Origin of the sequence: Kitasatospora albolonga (assembly GCA_002082585.1) — a bacterium.
GTDB lineage: Bacteria > Actinomycetota > Actinomycetes > Streptomycetales > Streptomycetaceae > Streptomyces > Streptomyces stephensoniae.
Genome location: CP020563.1, coordinates 1,861,275 through 1,878,859, shown reverse-complemented (window position 1 = coordinate 1,878,859; position 17,585 = coordinate 1,861,275). Strand labels below are relative to the sequence as shown.

At 73.1% G+C, this 17,585-nt stretch carries 16 protein-coding genes; 8 read left to right on the top strand and 8 right to left on the bottom strand.

Features of this window, described 5'->3' with window-relative positions; all coding sequences use genetic code 11:
* Positions 1-2: 2 nt before the first annotated feature.
* Positions 3-701 carry a phenazine biosynthesis protein PhzC/PhzF gene (locus tag B7C62_08115; protein ID ARF77040.1) on the top strand — a complete coding sequence of 233 codons (699 nt, stop codon included), beginning with the start codon at positions 3-5 and terminating at the stop codon, positions 699-701.
* Between the two features lie 12 nt (positions 702-713).
* Here the strand turns inward: B7C62_08115 and B7C62_08110 are convergent, their stop codons facing one another.
* Together B7C62_08110 and B7C62_08105 are read right to left on the bottom strand one after the other, a co-directional pair.
* Complete coding sequence (locus B7C62_08110) at positions 714-1,385, bottom strand: biliverdin-producing heme oxygenase (GenBank protein ID ARF72242.1); 672 nt, start codon at positions 1,383-1,385, stop codon at positions 714-716.
* A gap of 207 nt (positions 1,386-1,592) precedes the next feature.
* The gene (locus tag B7C62_08105) at positions 1,593-2,450 is read right to left on the bottom strand and encodes a type I methionyl aminopeptidase (GenBank protein ID ARF72241.1); all 858 of its coding nucleotides are present in this window, start codon (positions 2,448-2,450) and stop codon (positions 1,593-1,595) included.
* 58 nt (positions 2,451-2,508) lie between these two features.
* Between B7C62_08105 and B7C62_08100 the strand changes: the two genes are divergently transcribed.
* Entirely contained in the window at positions 2,509-2,745 is a 237-nt protein-coding gene (locus B7C62_08100) for a hypothetical protein (protein ID ARF72240.1), read from the top strand.
* Between the two features lie 145 nt (positions 2,746-2,890).
* On the opposite strand, the gene B7C62_08095 is transcribed toward B7C62_08100, so the two are convergent.
* Together B7C62_08095 and B7C62_08090 are read right to left on the bottom strand one after the other, a co-directional pair.
* On the bottom strand, positions 2,891-4,189 hold the full coding sequence (locus tag B7C62_08095) for an MFS transporter (protein ARF72239.1): 1,299 nt from the start codon (positions 4,187-4,189) through the stop codon (positions 2,891-2,893).
* Positions 4,190-4,296: 107 nt separating this feature from the next.
* Positions 4,297-4,917, bottom strand: a complete 621-nt coding sequence (locus B7C62_08090; protein ARF72238.1) for a hypothetical protein — start codon at positions 4,915-4,917, stop codon at positions 4,297-4,299.
* Between the two features lie 161 nt (positions 4,918-5,078).
* Between B7C62_08090 and B7C62_08085 the strand changes: the two genes are divergently transcribed.
* From B7C62_08085 to B7C62_08075, 3 genes are all read left to right on the top strand, one after another.
* The gene (locus B7C62_08085) at positions 5,079-5,795 is read left to right on the top strand and encodes an NADPH-dependent F420 reductase (GenBank protein ARF72237.1); all 717 of its coding nucleotides are present in this window, start codon (positions 5,079-5,081) and stop codon (positions 5,793-5,795) included.
* 116 nt (positions 5,796-5,911) lie between these two features.
* A complete protein-coding gene (locus tag B7C62_08080) occupies positions 5,912-6,097 on the top strand; it encodes a hypothetical protein (GenBank protein ARF72236.1) in 186 nt (61 codons plus the stop codon).
* Between the two features lie 289 nt (positions 6,098-6,386).
* Complete coding sequence (locus tag B7C62_08075) at positions 6,387-7,406, top strand: DUF3533 domain-containing protein (protein ARF77039.1); 1,020 nt, start codon at positions 6,387-6,389, stop codon at positions 7,404-7,406.
* A gap of 19 nt (positions 7,407-7,425) precedes the next feature.
* Here the strand turns inward: B7C62_08075 and B7C62_08070 are convergent, their stop codons facing one another.
* Positions 7,426-8,235 carry a hypothetical protein gene (locus B7C62_08070; GenBank protein ARF72235.1) on the bottom strand — a complete coding sequence of 270 codons (810 nt, stop codon included), beginning with the start codon at positions 8,233-8,235 and terminating at the stop codon, positions 7,426-7,428.
* Between the two features lie 164 nt (positions 8,236-8,399).
* Between B7C62_08070 and B7C62_08065 the strand changes: the two genes are divergently transcribed.
* Positions 8,400-11,882, top strand: a complete 3,483-nt coding sequence (locus tag B7C62_08065) for an AfsR family transcriptional regulator (GenBank protein ARF72234.1) — start codon at positions 8,400-8,402, stop codon at positions 11,880-11,882.
* An 11-nt stretch (positions 11,883-11,893) separates the two neighbouring features.
* Here the strand turns inward: B7C62_08065 and B7C62_08060 are convergent, their stop codons facing one another.
* The 3 genes from B7C62_08060 to B7C62_08050 all read right to left on the bottom strand — a co-directional run bounded on the left by B7C62_08060 (position 11,894) and on the right by B7C62_08050 (position 14,856).
* The gene (locus tag B7C62_08060; GenBank protein ID ARF72233.1) at positions 11,894-12,760 is read right to left on the bottom strand and encodes an ABC transporter; all 867 of its coding nucleotides are present in this window, start codon (positions 12,758-12,760) and stop codon (positions 11,894-11,896) included.
* Entirely contained in the window at positions 12,757-13,779 is a 1,023-nt protein-coding gene (locus tag B7C62_08055; GenBank protein ID ARF72232.1) for a daunorubicin/doxorubicin resistance ABC transporter ATP-binding protein DrrA, read from the bottom strand. The genes B7C62_08060 and B7C62_08055 overlap by 4 nt, the downstream gene beginning before the upstream one ends.
* A gap of 195 nt (positions 13,780-13,974) precedes the next feature.
* On the bottom strand, positions 13,975-14,856 hold the full coding sequence (locus B7C62_08050; GenBank protein ID ARF72231.1) for a 3-methyl-2-oxobutanoate hydroxymethyltransferase: 882 nt from the start codon (positions 14,854-14,856) through the stop codon (positions 13,975-13,977).
* Positions 14,857-15,059: 203 nt separating this feature from the next.
* Here B7C62_08050 and B7C62_08045 point away from each other — a divergent pair, with 203 nt between their 5' ends.
* A complete protein-coding gene (locus B7C62_08045; protein ID ARF72230.1) occupies positions 15,060-16,715 on the top strand; it encodes an MFS transporter in 1,656 nt (551 codons plus the stop codon).
* A 128-nt stretch (positions 16,716-16,843) separates the two neighbouring features.
* The gene (locus tag B7C62_08040; GenBank protein ID ARF72229.1) at positions 16,844-17,545 is read left to right on the top strand and encodes a TetR family transcriptional regulator; all 702 of its coding nucleotides are present in this window, start codon (positions 16,844-16,846) and stop codon (positions 17,543-17,545) included.
* Positions 17,546-17,585 lie beyond the last annotated feature (40 nt).

Below are 17,585 nucleotides of genomic sequence, written 5' to 3'. Positions count from 1 at the left end.
AGGTGAACGACCACGACAACGTACCCCGGGGCATCGACGTCCTGCGGGTGTTCTGCGGACCCGACGGGCGCCACGGCAACGCGCTGGGCGTCGTACGCGACGGGCGCAGCCACCCCGACGAGGCGTCCCGGCAGCGGCTGGCCCGGCAACTGGGCTTCAGCGAGACCGTGTTCGTCGACGACCCGGAGCGGGGCAGGGTGGACATCCACGCCCCCGGGCTGCGGCTGCCGTTCGCCGGGCACCCGCTCGTCGGCGCGGCCTGGCTGCTGGACCTGGAGATCCTGGAGCTGGCCGTCGGGGACGTGTTCGCCCGCCAGGACGGGGAGTTCACCTGGATCACCGCGCGCCCCGAATGGGCCCCGCCGCGCACGTTCCAGCAGTACGCGACGGCGGAGGAGGTGGAGGCGCTGCCGGGGCCGCCACCGGGGGAGGGCTGGCTCTACGTCTGGGCCTGGGAGGACGAGGCGGCGGGGCGGGTCCGCGCGCGGGCCTTCCCCCGGCGCGGGGAGGACATCGTCGAGGACGAGGCGACGGGCGCGGCGGCCATGCTGCTGAGCGCGCACCTGGGCCGGGCCCTGAACATCACACAAGGACGCGGCTCCCAGATCCTCACAGCTCCCGCGCCGGACGGCACGGTGGAGGTAGGGGGCCGCGTCCTGATGGCCGCCCGGGCTGAACCCGGGCGGCCGCAAGCGCTATGACCGGTACGGGGGTTACGCGCTGAGCGGGAACACCTCGCCCAGCTCCCGGAAGACCGCGGTGTTCAGCGCGAAGGCGCGCTTGCACTCCTCGATGATCCGCTGCTTCTCCAGGTCGTCCGCGTTCACGCCGTCCAGCAGCTCGCGGTAGTTCCGCTTGAAGGCGGCGGGGTTGCCGATCTCCTCGAAGACGTAGAACCGCACGCCGTCGCCCTTGCGCTCGAAGCCCCAGGTCTTCTCCGCCTTGTCGCGGATGATCTGGCCGCCCGAGAGGTCGCCGAGGTAACGGGTGTAGTGGTGCGCGATGTATCCGGCGGGCCAGGTGCGGGCGCACTCGGTGACCCGGGCGGCGTACGCGGCGGTGGCGGGCAGCGGCTCCAGGCCCTCGCGCCAGTTCTCCCCGCGCAGGTGGGCGAGGTCGCGCTCCAGCTCGGTGGAGCGCATCAGCTCGGGCTGTATGAAGGGGCCCGCGACCGGGTCGTTCCGCAGGGCCTCCGCGCCTTCCTCCAGCGCCCGGTAGACGAACCACAGCTGCTCGGTGTAGCGCGTGTACGCGTCCACGCCCAGCCGCCCGCCGAGCAGGTCACCCATGAAGGTCGAGGTCTCGGCCTCGGTGTGCTGCTCGTGCGACGCGGTGCGGATGAGCGTCGAGAAGGGAGTGACGGTGGCGGTTGCGGTTGCGTCCAAGGTGGGCCTCCGGGGCCGAGGGGGACGGGAAGTCCAGAAAGAGACGGAAATATCGGCAGGCGACCGCCGCAACGCTGCGGCGGCGCGTGCCGGTATGCCCGATCCTCCTACTTAGGTTTACCTAAGTCAACTGGTTCCCGACTGCTTGTCGGTAAAAAAATACGCGACAAAACAGGGGGCGGCCCCCCTGAGGACTTTTTGTCCCGATTACGGCAGGGTCAGGATCTCCGCACCGGTCTCCGTGACCACCAGCGTGTGCTCGAACTGCGCGGTCCGCTTCCGGTCCTTCGTCACCACGGTCCAGCCGTCCTCCCACATGTCGTACTCGTGGGTGCCCAGCGTCAGCATCGGCTCGATGGTGAACGTCATCCCCGGCTGCATCACGGTCGTCGCCTGCGGACTGTCGTAGTGCGGGATGATCAGACCGGAGTGGAACGAGGAGTTGATCCCGTGCCCGGTGAAGTCGCGCACGACCCCGTAGCCGAACCGCTTCGCGTACGACTCGATGACCCGGCCGATGACGTTGATCTGCCGCCCCGGCCTGACCGCCTTGATGGCCCGGTTCAGCGACTCCCGGGTGCGCTCGACGAGCAGCCGCGACTCCTCGTCCACCTCACCGCAGAGGTAGGTGGCGTTGTTGTCGCCGTGCACCCCGTTGATGTACGCGGTGACGTCGAGGTTCACGATGTCCCCGTCGCGCAGCACGGTGGAGTCGGGGATGCCGTGGCAGATGACCTCGTTGAGCGAGCTGCACAGCGACTTCGGGAAGCCCCGGTAGCCGAGGGTGGAGGGGTACGCGCCGTGGTCGATCATGAACTCGTGCGCGACCCGGTCGAGCTCGTCCGTGGTGACGCCCGGGGCGATGTGCTTGGCGGCCTCCTCCATCGCCCGAGCGGCGATGCGGCCCGCGATCCGCATCCGCTCGATGGTGTCGGCGTCCTGGATCTCCGGGCCGGTGTACGGCTTCGGAGCCGGCTTCCCCACGTACTCGGGGCGCCGGATGTTTCCGGGTACGGAACGGACGGGAGTGATCTCCCCTGGTACGAGAAGCGACTGGCCAGACATGCCAGCGAGTCTAACCAGCGACCGCGGGGCACCATGGCGATAAGGAAAGGAGCTGTCGATGGCCCTGTTCAAGAAGCGCACGGTCGGCAAACCGGGCGAGTGGTACTACTGCCTCCAGCACAAGAAGGTCGAGGAGGGCCCGGAGTGCCCCGCCCAGAACCGGTTCGGCCCCTACACCTCCCGCGAGGCCGCCGAGCACGCGATGGACACGGCCCGCGAACGGAACCTGGAGTGGGAGACGGACCCCAAGTGGCACGACGAGGACAAGGGCAAGTCCGGCCCGTCCGGCGATTGAGACCGCCCCCTCGCCCCTCCGGAGGTTGAGACCGCACTTTCCAGCCCGTCCGGCGATTCAGGACGTCTTTTTCAGCCCCTCCGGCGTTCGAGGAGCGGGGTACGGGGCGGAGCCCCGGGAGTCCGGCCGCCCGGCCGGGCCCGGGTCACCCCTCCGCCCGGGTCTCCCGCCTCCGCACCGCGTCCTCGTCCGTCTCCGAGTCGTACCGCACCAGCTTCGGCAGCGCGGCCGTCAGCAGCGCCACCGACGCCACGCACGCCACCCCGCCCGTCCAGATCGCCGACCGGGTCCCCGTCCACCCCGCCATCGCCCCGGCCCGCACCTGACCCAGCTGCGGCCCCACGCTGTACGAGAGCACCTCGATGCCCGCCAGCCGCCCGCGCAGCTCGTCCGGGATGGTCTGGTTCCAGATGGTCGCCCGCCCCAGCCCGCTCAGCATGTCGCCCGCCCCCGCCACGCCCAGGCAGAGCAGCACCACCCACACGCTGGAGAACCAGCCCGCCGCCGCGATGGCCAGCCCCCACACCGCCGCGCCGAACACCACGAACAGCCCGTGCCTGCGCACCCGGGACGTCCAGCCGCTGGTCAGCCCCAGCGCCAGCGAGCCCACCGCGCCCGCCGAGTACATCAGCCCCAGCGACCACTGGGCGTCCAGCTCGTCCGCCAGGAACGGGAAGATGGTGTTCGGGAAGGCGAAGAACATCGCCGCCAGGTCGATCGCGTACGTCCCCAGCAGCACCGGTCGGCTCCAGGCGTACCGGGCCCCCTCGACGATCCCGCGCAGCGACGGCTTCTGCGCCTCCTCGGCGGGCGGCGCCGGGGTGAGGCGCAGACAGAGCACGACGGAGACGGCGAACGTGCACACCGTCACCGCGTACGCCGTGCCGTGACCGGCGTACGCCACCACCAGACCGGCCAGCGCCGGGCCCGCGATCGCCCCGACCTGCCAGCGCAGCGAGTTCAGCGCGGCCGCCGCCGTCTGCTGGGCGTGCGGCACGATCCGGGCCATCAGGGAGTCCAGCGCGGGCCGCTGGAGCCCGGCCAGCGCGGCGACCCCGCCTGCCACCACGTACAGCGGCCACAGCAGCGGCTCCGGAAGCAACGCGTTCACCAGCAGGATCGCGGCGAGCACGCCGAGCCCCGCCTCGGTGAGCAGGATGACCCGGCGCCGGTCCACGGCATCGGCGAGCGCCCCGCCGTACAGCCCGAAGACCACCAGCGGCACCAGCTCCACCGCCCCCATCGCCCCGACCGCGAGCGGCGAGCCGGTGAGGTGCTTGATCTGGAGCGGCAGCGCGATGAGGGCCATGAAGCTGCCGAAGTACGTGATCAGCCCCTGGAGCCACAGCAGCCGGAAGTCGCGCGAGGAGTGCCACGGGGAGAGGTCCGGCAGCAGGGCACGGAGCCGGGCCGGGCGCGGGGAGGCAGGGGGAGCTTCGGTCACGAAGGGCCATGATCGGTACTGCCGGGCACTCCGGGCAAACCGATTTCGCGCGGGCGGCTTTCCCGATGGCCGGATACGCGCCCCGCGCCACCGCCACGCCCCGCCCCTCACCACCGCGTCGGCGGTGGCTCCGTCAGCCGGTCGGCGAGGCGGGAGAGCCGGTCCCGGAAGGCGCGGCCGCCGCGCGCCCCCGGGCCACCGCGCGCCGCCGCCCCGCCGTTCTCCCCGGCCGCCGCGCTCACCAGGTGCTGCACGATGTCCAGGTCCACCGCGTCGCCCTCCGGGACCACCAGCGTCTCGTGGGCCAGCCCGCCGACCTCCGGGTCACCGCCGTCCAGGGCCAGCACCCGCGCCCCGGCCCGCCGCGCGTCGTGCACCCGCTCCAGCAGCCCGCCGTCCGGCCGCTCCGGCGCGACGAGCAGCACGGTCGCCCCGCGCCCCGCCGCCTCGATCCGGCCGAGCCCGGCCGCCAGGTGGGCCGGGTCGTCCGGCGCCACCCGGTGCCGTACCAGCGTGGGCGCCAGCTCCGGCAGCCCGGACCAGGCCGACTCGTCGGTCAGGTGGGCCGCCAGGTGCCAGGGCTCGTACGCCTCGGTCCCCACCAGCAGAAGCCCGCCGCCCCGCGGGACGACGGACGAGCGCAGTGCCAGCCCGAACCGGCGGGCGGCGGCCGGCCACCTGGTCCCGGCCAGGACGTCACGGAGCAGGGCGACACGTACGGCATCCATGGCCCGGCATCCTGCCCCCGCCCTCCGCCCGGCGGCGCCCGCACGCCTCCCCGTCACCCGAACGGAGGACCGGGGGAGGGCTGGTGCGGGGGCCGCACCGGCGGGATGCCGCCGGGTCCCGGGGCGGGATTCCGGGCCCTACCTGGCAGTAGGGTCGGCCCATGACTACACAGGACAGCAGTGGCGGCGGCGCGCCCAAGCCCCCCGCCAAGGACCCCTGGGACCTCCCTGACGTCTCCGGCCTGAGCGTCGGCGTACTCGGCGGGACCGGCCCGCAGGGGCGCGGCCTCGCCTACCGGCTCGCCCGCGCCGGACAGCGGGTCACCCTCGGCTCCCGGGACGCCGGACGGGCCGCCGGGGCGGCGGCGGAGCTCGGCCACGGCATCGAGGGCACGGACAACGCGGAGTGCGCCCGGCGCAGCGACATCGTGATCGTCGCCGTGCCGTGGGACGGCCACGCCAAGACCCTGGAGTCCCTGCGCGAGGAGCTCGCGGGCAAGCTCGTCATCGACTGCGTCAACCCGCTCGGCTTCGACAAGAAGGGCGCCTACGCCCTCAAGCCGGAGGAGGGCAGCGCCGCCGAGCAGGCCGCCGCCCTGCTGCCGGACTCCCGGGTCACGGCCGCCTTCCACCACCTCTCGGCGGTGCTGCTCCAGGACGAGTCCATCGAGGAGATCGACACCGACGTCCTGGTCCTGGGCGAGGTACGGGCCGACACCGACATCGTGCAGGCGCTGGCGGGCCGTATCCCCGGGATGCGCGGCATCTTCGCGGGACGGCTCCGCAACGCCCACCAGGTCGAGTCGCTGGTGGCCAACCTGATCTCGGTCAACCGCCGCTACAAGGCCCACGCGGGCCTGCGCACCACCGACGTCTGACCCGCGGGGCGATCCCGGTACGGCGGTGGGGGCCGGGGCAGGGCAGGGGCGGGGCACAACGGGGCATGGGGGACACTGGACGGGACCGCGACCGTTCCCGACAGGAGCCGCCCCCCATGCCCCGCCTCGCCCTCTACGCCCTCATCGTCTGCGTCCTCGCCGTCACGGCGGCCGTGGTCTCCTTCGTCCAGGGCAGCCTGCTCGGGATCGTCTGGGTGCTGATCGCGGGGCTCTCGTCGAACATGGTCTGGTACTACGTACGCAGGCACCGCATGACGGCGTCGTCCGCCGACGCCGCCTGACGGGCCCCTCACCCCCTCCTCCCCCTCCTCACCTCTCCGCCGATCGGGTCGAGCGCCCCTCCCCGTGGGCGTGCCCCCGGGACCGGGCGCCGCCCGGGGCCGACCATGTGACGGCCTCGCCACGGCCGTGGCGAGCACGACGAGGGAGGACCGCGTGGCAGACGCGAGGGACGACAGGGGCGGCGGGGACGCCGGAGGCGGCAGGGACGTCGGCCGGGGCTTCGGGTCCGGATCGACCGTACGGACAGGGCCCGGCACGGACACCCCGGCCCGGGGCTTCCTCGGGGAGGTGCGCGACGCCGTCTCCACCCGGTCCGCGCTCGTCATGCTCGGGGTGCTCCTCCTGCAACTGGGCTTCGCCCTCTCCTACATGGGCGCCTTCCACGCACCCGAGCCGCACAAGGTGCCCATCACCCTGGTCGCGCCGCCCGCCGTGGAACGGGACCTGGTGGCCCGGCTGGACGCCCTGCCCGGCGACCCCCTCCAGGTCACCCCCGCCGCGAGCCGCGCCGAGGCCCGGGCGCGGCTGCTGGACCGGAGCACCGACGCGGCCTACGTGGTGGACCCGGCCGGGCGCACCGACACCCTGCTCGTCGCCTCGGCGGGCGGGCCGTCGGCCACCACGGCGGCCACGGAGATCCTCCAGGAGGTCGCCCGCGCCCAGAACCGTACGATCGTCGTACGGGACATCCGCCCGCCCGCCGAGGGCGACTCGCGCGGCCTGTCGTCCTTCTACCTCGTCCTCAGCTGGACGATCGGCGGCTACCTCGCCGCATCGGCCCTGAACATGGCGGCCGGTTCCAAGAAGCCCACCCTGCGCCGCACCCTGGTCCGGCTGGCCGCGATGCTCCCGTACGGCTTCGCCTCGGGCATCGGCGGCGCGATCATCGTGGGTCCGGTGCTGCACTGCCTGCCGGGCGCGTTCTGGGAGCTGGTCGGCATCGGCACCCTGGTGGTGTTCGCCTCCGGGGCCGTGGGCGTCGCCCTCCAGTCGGTGGCGGGCACGGTCGGCCTGGGCCTCACCATCCTGATCTTCACGATCCTGGGCAACCCCAGCTCCGGCGGGGTGTACCCGTCCTCGCTGCTGCCTCCGTTCTGGGCCGCGATCGGCCAGGCCCTGCCGCCGGGGGCCGGGACGACCGTGGTGCGCAACACCGTCTACTTCGACGGCAGCGCCACCACCGGGGCGCTGTGGATTCTCGGCGCGTGGGCGTTCGGCGGTGTGGCCGTGGCGATCCTCGCCGCCGCCCTGCGCGAGGGCCGACGGCGAGGCTCCCGTACGGAACCGGCTGCTGCTGCCGCCGTGTGAGGGGGACGGGTCTGCGCGGTCACCCCGCCGCGCAGACCGGGTTCTGCTCGTCGAAGAACGCCCGCCAGAAGCGGTAGAGGTCGTAGCCGCAGTACCGCTGGAGGTCGTCGACGCCCAGGAGGCCCAGCAGCGCGTCGATCCCGTCGAAGAAGACCATGTTCACGCCGGGAATCCACAGGATCGCGAACACGGCGATCAGCCCGAACGGCGCGATCGGCTCCACCTGGCGGCGGATCTTGTACGACAGCCAGGGCTCGATCACCCCGTAGCCGTCGAGCCCCGGGATCGGCAGGGAGTTCAGGATCGCCGCCGTCACCTGGAGCATCGCCAGGAACGCCAGCGCGTACCGGAAGGCGAGCGGCACCCCGTCGAGCGCGTCCAGCCAGAACGGGGCCGTGCACACGATCGCGAACGCCACGTTCGTCAGCGGGCCCGCCGCCGAGATCAGGCTGTGCTTCCAGCGGCCGTGGATACGGGCCCGCTCGATGTAGACCGCGCCGCCGGGCAGGCCGATCCCGCCCATGACCACGAAGAGGACCGGCAGCACGATGCTGAGCAGGGCGTGCGTGTACTTCAGCGGGTTGAGCGTCAGATAGCCCTTCGCCCCGACCGAGAGGTCCCCGCTGTGCAGGGCCGTGCGGGCGTGGGCGTACTCGTGGAGGCAGAGCGAGACGATCCACGCCCCGGTGACGAAGAGGAAGACCGCGAAGCCGGTGGCGCCGCCGGTCCCCGTCCACACGGCCCAGCCCGCGACTGCGGTGACGGCGGCGATCCCGAGGAAGACCGGGCTGATTCTCCGGTCGCCGCGGGTGGCTGCGGTGGTGGTCATCGGCACACGACTCCTGGGGCTGTGGGGAACGGCGGCGACATCGTACGTACGCCGAGCCGACACGTACGCCGACACGTACGCCGACACGGCGGGAACGACGCGGACCCGGGCAGGAGTTCCACCCGGTCAACACGGCGCCCGCCGCCGTCCACGACAATGGGCCCGTGCGCTACTGCATCCTCGGCACCACCCGGGCACTCCGCGACGACGGTACGGCCGTCGCCCTCGGCGGGGCGCGGCTGCGCGCCCTGCTCACCGTTCTCGCGCTGCGCCCCGGACGGACCGTACCGGCCGGGGCCCTCGTGGACGAGGTGTGGGACGGCGACCCGCCAGCCGACGCCCCCGGCGCGCTCCAGGCCCTGGTCGGGCGGCTGCGGCGGGCCCTGGGCCGGAGCGCCGTCGAGTCGGTGGAGGGCGGCTACCGGCTCGCCGCCGCACCGGACGCCGTGGACCTGCACCGCTTCGAGCGGCTGGCGGGGGAGGGGAGCCGGGCCCTGGAGCAGGGGGAGGCGGACAGGGCCCTCACCGTCCTTGACGAGGCCCTCGCACTCTGGGGCGGGGCCCCGCTCGCCGACCTCCCCGACCGTACGGCGCCCGCGTCCCGCCTGGAGTCCCGCAGGCTCGGCGCCCGGCGGGCCAGGCTGGAGGCACTGCGCGTCCTCGGCCGGGCGGACGAGGCGCTGTGGGAGCTGACCGCGCTCTGCGCCGCCCACCCGCTCGACGAACCGCTCCAGGCCCTGCGCGTCAGGGCCCTGCGGGACGCGGGCCGCACGGCCGAGGCGCTGGCGGCGTACGAGGAGGTCCGCACCGTACTCTCCGAACGCCTCGGCACCGACCCGGGGCCCGAACTGCGCGGCCTGTACGGAGAACTCCTCCACCAGGAGACCGGGCCCGCCCCGGCGGGGTACGGAGGTCCCGGCCGCGAGGCGTCCGGGCCCGGGTCCGCCGCGTACGGAAGCGCGCACCGCCAGGAACCCCGACCTGCCCTGGCCGCCGGCCCCCCACCGGCCTCCGCGGTCCCCACCTCCACAAGCCCGCCACCGGCCTCCGCCCCCACAGACCCCCCGCCCCCGCCCGGCAACCTCCGCGCGCGGCTCACCAGCTTCGTCGGGCGCGGGCCCGACATGGCCGCGCTGCGGGAGGACCTCACCCGGACCCGGCTCGTCACCCTCCTCGGTCCCGGTGGCGCGGGGAAGACGCGGCTGTCGCAGGAGACCGCCGAGGCCGCCGCCGGTGCCTGGCCCGACGGGGTCTGGCTGGCGGAGCTGGCCCCCGTGGACGATCCGGACGCCGTGCCCGAGGCCGTCCTCAGCGCGCTCGGCGCCCGGGAGACCGTGCTCCGGGGCGCCGGGGCCGAGGAGCTGCGGGCCGCCGCCGACCACGACACCGGCGACCCCCTCGTACGGCTCACCGAGCACTGCTCCCGGCGCCGCATGCTTCTCCTCCTGGACAACTGCGAGCATGTGATCGAGGCGGCCGCCGCCCTCGCCGACCACCTCCTCACCCACTGCCCGCAGCTCACCGTCCTCGCGACGAGCCGCGAACCCCTCGGCGTGCCGGGCGAGTTCGTGCGCCCCGTCGAACCGCTCCCCGACCCGATGGCGCTCCGCCTCCTCGCCGAGCGCGGGGCCGCCGCCCGGCCCGGGTTCCGTACCGACGCCGACGAGGAGACCGCTGCCGCCTGCGCCGAGATCTGCCGCCGCCTCGACGGGCTGCCGCTCGCCATCGAACTGGCCGCCGCCCGGCTGCGGATGCTCACCCCCCGCCAGATCGCCGACCGGCTGGACGACCGTTTCCGCCTCCTCACCAGCGGCAGCCGGACCGTGCTGCCCCGCCAGCAGACCCTGCGCGCGGTCGTCGACTGGTCCTGGGAGCTGCTGGACGGGGCCGAACGGGCCGTCCTGCGCCGCCTCGCCGTCTTCGCGGGCGGCTGCTCCCTCGCCGCCGCCGAGGAGGTGTGCGCCCTGCCCGCCCCGGCCGACGGGGTCGCCGTCGACTCCCTCGAAGTCGCCGCCCTGCTCGGCTCCCTGGTCGACAAGTCCCTCGTCGTCGCCGCGCCCGGCGAGGACGCGGAGATGCGCTACCGGCTGCTGGAGACCGTCGGGGAGTACGCCGCCGAGCGGCTGGTGGAGGCGGGCGAGCGGGCGGCCGTCGAGCGGCGCCACCTGGTCCACTACCGCGAACTGGCCCGCACCACGGGGCCGATGCTGCGCGGCGCCGGACAGCGGGCGGCCATCGAGCTCTTCCGCCGCGAGTACGAGAACCTGCGCACCGCGCTGCGCCACGCCGTCGCCGCCCGGGAGGAGCAGGAGGGGCTCTGCCTGGTGCTCTCGCTGTCCTGGTACTGGCTGATGCGCGATCTGAACGCCGAGGCCCGCCAGTGGTCCGCGGCGGTGGCCGGCCTCGGCCCCGACCCCTTCGCCCCGCCCGGCGTCCAGGCCCCCTCCCTGCTGGAGCGGACCACCGACCGGCCGCCGCCCTGGGTCCCGGAACAGGTGGAGGAGGCGCGGCGCGGAGTGGCGCTGATCCGGCTGATCAGCTCGGACCGGCTGTTGGACGAGTGGCAGGGCCAGGCCGGTCAGGAGCGGCTGCGGACCATCACCCGCACCTACCGGCCCGGGCAGCCGCAGACCTGCCGGGCCCCCGTCTCGTACTGGCTGTTCGCGTTCCTGCTCACCGGCGAGGTCGAAGAGCTGCGCGAACTGCTGGACACGACGGTCCGGGCCTCCCGGGAGTTCGGTTACGAGTGGGAGCTCGGCGCGGCGCTGGAGATGCGCGCCAGGATTCTGGCCAACCGCCCCGACTGGGCGGGGGAGGCGCTGGCCGACACCGACGAGTCCCTGGAGATCTTCGTCCGCCTCGGCGACGACTGGGGGGCCGCCGAGGCGCACTCCTCCCGGGGCGAGGCGCAGGAGCGGGCGGGCGACTTCGCCGCGGCGGCCGAGAGCTACCTCGCCGCGGTCGGCCACGCGCGGGCGCTCGGCGCCCTGGCCCAGGTGGCGGTGTTGCGGGCGCGGTACGCCGGGGCCCTCACCGAACTCGGCCGCTTCGAGGAGGCCGAGGCCATCCTGCGCGACATCGTGGAGGACGGGCGGTTCGACAGCCCGGAGGCGGTGACGGTCGCCCGGCTGTACTGGGGTTTCCTGCTCGGACACCAGGGGCGGGTGGCCGAGGCGCGTGAGCAGCTGGTCCTGCTGCGCAAGGACTACGAGTCCAACATGGTCGCCGTCTTCGACGGGTTCGTGATCGGGGCGCTCGCCTGGCTGGACAATCTGGACGGCGCGTACGCCTCCGCGCTCGACACCGCGCTGACCGCGCTGAACAGTTCCCGGGACCGGCTCTCGGCGCTGATGGCCCCGCACGCGGCCTCCATGCAGCTGATCACGATGGCCCGTGCGCTCGCCGGGTTCGACGCCCCGGGGGCTCCGGAGACCGCCGCCCGGCTGCTCGGCCTCCAGGCGGCGCTGCTGCCTCCCGGGTACGTGGTGAGCGCCATGGACGGCCGGAACCTCGCCGAGGCGGAGCGGGCGGTGCGGGCCCGGCTCGACGAGGAGGCGTACACGACGGCGTACGAGGAGGGCGGTGGCCTCACGCTCGATGAGGCCACCGCCCTGGTGGAGACGTACCGGCGGGACCCGTCGGCGTAACGACCCGTGGTTCAGGTCTTCTTGCGGAACTTGGCGACCGCCAGCGGCGCCATCACCACCGTGATCCCGGTGGCCCAGGCGAGCGTCGCCCAGACCGAACCGGCGACCGGGCCGCCCATCATGAGCCCGCGCACCGCGTCCGCGAGGTTGGAGAGCGGGTTGTAGTCGGTGAACGTCTGGAGCCAGCCCGGCATGGTCTGGGTCGGGGCGAAGATGGACGAGCCGAACTGCAACGGCATCAGCACGATCATCGCCGTCCCCTGGACCGCCTGGGCCGTCGGCATGGCCAGCCCGAGCAGGATGAAGATCCACATGATGGCGGCGCCGAACACGGCGGCCAGCGCGACGGCCCCGAGGAGCCCGAGCACCGAGCCCTTCAGCTCCATGCCGAGAAGGAAGCCCATGGCCAGCAGGATGGCCGTGGCGACCATCAGCCGCCCCAGCTCCACCACGATCTTGGCGATGAGCACCGAGGAACGGGCGATCGGCATCGTCCGGAACCGGTCCATGACCCCCTTGCGGAAGTCGTCGTTGACCCCGGTGCCGACAGCCATGGAGATGTTCATGCCCATCATCGCGAGCAGCCCCGGAACGAGGTAGTTCAGGTAGTCCTGCCGACTCCCGCCGAGGCTGGCGCCGATCGAGCCGCCGAAGACGTACACGAAGAGCAGGATGAAGATGACCGGCATCAGAAGGACGTCGAACATCGACTCCGGGTCCTTCTTGATCTGGAGCAGATTGCGCCGGGCCAGGGCCCCGATGTGCCGCAGGTTGGCCCGCGGCCCGATCCGGCCCTCCCCGGCCCCCGGTGCCTTCGCCGGTACGGGGCCCGCGGACCCGGCGGGGGCGGGGGTCAGGGTCGTGGTGGTGCTGCTCATACGGCGACCTCCTGGGGAGCGGCGTCGGAGAGGGGGGATGCCTTGTCGCCGGTGATCGCGAGGAACACCTCGTCCAGGCTGGGCAGGTCGGTGGAGACATGGGCGAGGGAGAAGCCCCGTACGCCCAGCAGCCCGATGACGGACGTCAGCTGCTCGTCGCTGAGGATGGGCACGTACAGCAGCCCCTCGTCCGGTACGGCCTGCGCCCCGGCGACCCCGTCGAGCCCGGCCTCCCGGAGCGCCTGGGCCATCGCGGGCAGCTCCGCCGGGTCCGAGGGCCGGATGTGCAGGGTGCGTCCGCCGACCCTGGCCTTCAGCTCGTCGACCCCGCCCCGGGCGATGATCTTCCCCTGGTCGATGACCGTCAGCTCCGTGGCGAGCTGCTCGGCCTCCTCCATGTACTGGGTGGTCAGCAGCACGGTCGCGCCCTCGGCGACCATCCGCTGCACCTCGTCCCAGACCTCGTTGCGTGTACGGGGGTCGAGACCGGTCGTCGGCTCGTCCAGGTACAGCACGGAGGGGCTGCCGATCATCGAGGCCGCCAGGTCGAGCCGGCGCCGCATGCCGCCGCTGTACTCCATGGCGGCGCGCCTGGCCGCGTCGGTGAGCGAGAACCGCTCCAGAAGTTCGTCCGCGCGGGCCCGCGCCTGCTTGCGGGGCAGATCGAGCAGCCGCCCGATCATGTAGAGGTTCTCCCAGCCGGAGAGCTTCTCGTCGACCGAGGCGTACTGCCCGGTCAGGCCGATCCTGCGGCGCAGCTCGCGGGGCTGCTTCACCACGTCGAAGCCCGCGACGACCGCGCGCCCGGCGTCCGGGGTGATCAGGGTCGAGAGGCAGCGTACGAGGGTGGTCTTGCCCGCTCCGTTGGGGCCGAGCACGCCGAGGACGGTGCCTTCGCGGACATCGAGGTCCACGCCGTCCAGTGCCCTGGTCTCGCCGTAGTGCTTGACCAGTCCCCGTACCTCGACGGCGTTCGTGCCGCTCCTGGGGTTCTTGCCGATGCGTTCCATGCCCACCATGGGACCAGCGCCGACCGACAGCGCACCGACAGCCCGCCTACAGCGCGCCGACATCCGGCCGACACAGCCCGCACGGCCTCGCACGGCACGGCCCCGCACGGCCCCGCACCCGCTCCCGGACGCGCGACAGCCCGCCGATGGGGGATGTCGGCGGGCTGTCGGTGGTGCGGGAAATGGTCCGGGTGGGCCGATGGATCAGTGGAACGTGTGCTCCGGCGCGGGGAACGTGCCGCCCACGACCTCCTCGGCGAACTCCTTCGCCGCGTCGCCGAGCACCTGGCGCATGTTCGCGTACTGCTTGGTGAAGCGCGGCACCCTGCCGCCGGTCAGCCCGACCATGTCGGTGTAGACGAGCACCTGCGCGTCGGTCGCCGCGCCCGCGCCGATGCCGACGGTCGGGATGTGCAGCGTACGGGTGACCTCGGCGGCCAGCTCCTCCGGTACGAGCTCCAGCACGACGGCGAACGCGCCCGCGTCCTGGACCGCCTTGGCGTCGCGCAGCAGCTGGTGGGCCGCCTCCTCGCCGCGGCCCTGGACCCGGTAGCCCATGGCGTTGACGGACTGCGGGGTCAGACCGATGTGGGCCATGACCGGGATGCCCGCCTCGACCAGCAGCCGGATCTGCTCATGGGACCGCTCGCCGCCCTCCAGCTTGACCGCGCCGACACCGGACTCCTTGATCAGCCGGGTGGCGTTGCGCAGCGCCTGGACGGGCCCTTCCTGGTACGAACCGAAGGGCAGGTCCGCCACGATGAGGGCGCGCCTGGTGCCCCGTACGACGGCGGCGGAGAGCACGGCCATCTCGTCCATGGTGACGGGCACGGTGGTCTCGTAGCCGAGGTGACAGTTGCCCATCGAGTCCCCGACGAGCATGACCGGGATGCCCGCCTCGTCGAAGACGGACGCGGTCATGGCGTCGTAGGCCGTGAGCATGGGCCACTTCTCGCCGCGCGCGGTGGCGGCGGCGATGTCGTGGACGGTGATGCGGCGGGTGGACGTGCCGCCGTACAGCGCCTTGCTGCTGTCGGAGGACGCACCCGCGGGGGAGGACGGATTCTGTGCAGCCGAAAGTGACATGGCTGGTGAACTCCTTCGTCATCTCGAGGCGCCCTGACGGCGTCCCCGGATCTCTTCCATGGTGGCATCCCGTCCGGGCAAACGGGAAGTGGGCCCGCACCGGGCCGTCCGAACGGCCCGGACAGCCCGGGCTGCCGTGACCGTTGGGCAAAGTTTTTACAATACGAGACGGTCTCGTATCGAAACGGGGTTAGGCTCGCCCCATGTCCCTACCGTCGCCCTCTTCCTCCTCCTCGCCCTCTTCCTCCGCTTCCGCGCCCGCCGCCGAGCCCCGCATACCCGAGGCGGTCCACCGCCGCCGCTGGTGGATTCTCACCGTCCTCATGTTCAGCCTGCTCATCGTGGTGCTGGACAACTCGATCCTGAACGTCGCGGTCAAGACGATCGCGAGCCCCGCCCCCACCGGCATCGGCGCCACCCAGAGCGAGCTGGAGTGGGCGATCAACTCCTACACGCTCGTCTTCGCCGGGCTCCTCTTCACCGCCGGTCTGCTCGGCGACCGCGTCGGCCGCAAGAAGGTCCTCCTCTTCGGCACCCTGGTCTTCGGCATCGGCTCCGCGCTGGCCGCGTTCTCCGCCTCGCCCGGTGAACTCATCACCTGGCGCGCCCTGATGGGCTTCGGCGCGGCCTTCGTGATGCCCGCCACCCTCGCCGTCCTGATGAACGTCTTCGAGCGCGACGAGCAGCCCAAGGCCATCGGCATCTGGGCGGGCAGCGTCGGCCTCGGCATCGCGATCGGCCCGATCACCGGAGGGCTGCTCCTGGAGCACTTCTGGTGGGGCTCGATCTTCCTGGTGAACGTCCCCGTGGTCGTCCTCGCCCTGGTCGCCATGGCGGTCCTGGTCCCGGACTCCCGCGACCCGAAGCCCGGCAGGGTCGACCCGGTGGGTGTCGCGCTCTCCATCGTCGGCCTGGTCCTGCTGGTGTACGGGATCATCCGGGGCGGCGAGCTGGCCGACTTCACCGACACCACCGTGCTGCTCTCCATCGCGGGCGGTGTGCTGGTACTGGCCGGATTCGTCTGGCACGAGAAGCGCAGCAGCCACCCGGCGATGGACATCACGTACTTCCGGAAGCCCGCGTTCTCCGCCGCCGTCGCCGCGATAGCGCTGGTCTTCTTCGCCCTCATGGGCGTGACCTTCTTCTCCGCCTTCTACCTCCAGAGCGTGCGCGGCTACAGCGCCCTCCAGGCGGGCCTGCTGATCGTTCCGCTCGCCGCCGCCCAGATGGTCTTCGCGCCCCGGGCCCGGCTGGTCGTGGACCGCTTCGGGGCCCGTGCGGTCTGCACGGCGGGCATGCTGCTGGTGGCGGCCGGGCTCGCGTCGTTCGCCCTGTTCGACGCCGGTACACCGGTGTGGGTGATGTGCCTCGTCTTCTTCGTCCAGGGCACCGGGATGGCGCACATCATGCCGCCCGTCACCGTGGCCGTGATGCAGGCGCTGCCCCGGGAGAAGGCCGGTTCCGGTTCCGCCATCAACAACACCTTCCGCCAGGTCGGCGGAGCCCTCGGGATCGCGGTCCTCGGGTCGGTGCTCTCCACCGTCTACCGGGGTGACATCGAGGGCCACCTCGGCGCGGTCCCGGCCGGGGTGCGGGAGGTGGCGGGGGAGTCCATCGAGGCCACGCTCGGCGCCGCCGCGCAGCTCGGTCCGGTGGCCGGAAAGCCTCTGGTCGCCGCCGCCAACGACGCCTTCATCGGCGCGATGCACGTGACCGCGCTCGGCTCGGCGGCCGTCGCCCTGATCGGCGCCCTGGTCGTCGGCCTGTACCTGCCGGGCCGGACCCGGGCGGCGGCCACGGAGGAACCCGTACAGGAGGACCCCGCCCCGCGCCCGGCGAAGGAGCTGACGGGCAGCTGACGGGCGGCTGGGGCGCGGCTTCCGAGCTGGGGCCCCGGCCTCCCGCCCCGCCCCGGTCGGCGAGAATCGGGGCGGGCGCGACGGTCGTACGGCGACGGTCGTACGAGCACGGCGAGAGGCGGCTTCAGGTGCGGGACCAGGACGGCGGACGGGACGGGGCACGGGAAGAGCGGCGGGACGGTGAGCGGCCCGGCTGCCCCCCGCCCCCCGACGGCCAGGAGCCCCGCCGCGGCCGCCCCCGCTCCGCCGCCGCCGAACGGGCCATCCTGGACGCCGTCATCACCCTCCTGGAGGCGGGCGAACCCCTGGCCGGCCTCTCCATCGAACGCATCGCGCGTACGGCGGGTGTCGGCAAGGCCACGATCTACCGCCGCTGGACGGGAAAGGAGGAGCTCTTCGTCGACGTCGTACGGGACATGGAACCCGTCGACCCGCCGGTCTCCGGCACCGCCGGCCTCGCCGACCTGCGCGTCATGCTGGAATCCCTGCGCACCCGGGGCCTGGCCCAGCGCTCCTCGGTGCTGCTGCACAACATCTTCGCCCAGATGAAAAGCCACCCGAAGCTCTGGGACGAGTACTTCGGCACGGTGATCGCCCCCCGGCGCGTGGCGATGCTGGCGGCGGTCCGGCGGGCCGTCGCGGCGGGGGAGCTCCGCGACGACCTCGACGTGGAGCTGATCGACGACCTCTTCGTCGGCCCGATGCTGGTCCGTACCGTCCACCGCCCCGACGCACCGCTCCCCGACGACCTCGCCGACCGCATCATCACGGCACTGCTCCAGGGACTGGCCCCGGCGACAACAGAAACAGGGGCCGGGACGCACGGCTGATGTGGACGAGGGGACGTACGGCTGAGGCGGACGGGGAGAG

Coding starts and splice junctions, on each gene's coding strand:
- B7C62_08105 (ARF72241.1), bottom strand. CDS start 2,450: ATGTCTGGCCAGTCGCTTCTCGTACCAGGGGAGATCACTCCCGTCCGT.
- B7C62_08100 (ARF72240.1), top strand. CDS start 2,509: ATGGCCCTGTTCAAGAAGCGCACGGTCGGCAAACCGGGCGAGTGGTAC.
- B7C62_08090 (ARF72238.1), bottom strand. CDS start 4,917: ATGGATGCCGTACGTGTCGCCCTGCTCCGTGACGTCCTGGCCGGGACC.
- B7C62_08085 (ARF72237.1), top strand. CDS start 5,079: ATGACTACACAGGACAGCAGTGGCGGCGGCGCGCCCAAGCCCCCCGCC.
- B7C62_08080 (ARF72236.1), top strand. CDS start 5,912: ATGCCCCGCCTCGCCCTCTACGCCCTCATCGTCTGCGTCCTCGCCGTC.
- B7C62_08070 (ARF72235.1), bottom strand. CDS start 8,235: ATGACCACCACCGCAGCCACCCGCGGCGACCGGAGAATCAGCCCGGTC.
- B7C62_08060 (ARF72233.1), bottom strand. CDS start 12,760: ATGAGCAGCACCACCACGACCCTGACCCCCGCCCCCGCCGGGTCCGCG.
- B7C62_08055 (ARF72232.1), bottom strand. CDS start 13,779: ATGGTGGGCATGGAACGCATCGGCAAGAACCCCAGGAGCGGCACGAAC.
- B7C62_08050 (ARF72231.1), bottom strand. CDS start 14,856: ATGTCACTTTCGGCTGCACAGAATCCGTCCTCCCCCGCGGGTGCGTCC.
- B7C62_08045 (ARF72230.1), top strand. CDS start 15,060: ATGTCCCTACCGTCGCCCTCTTCCTCCTCCTCGCCCTCTTCCTCCGCT.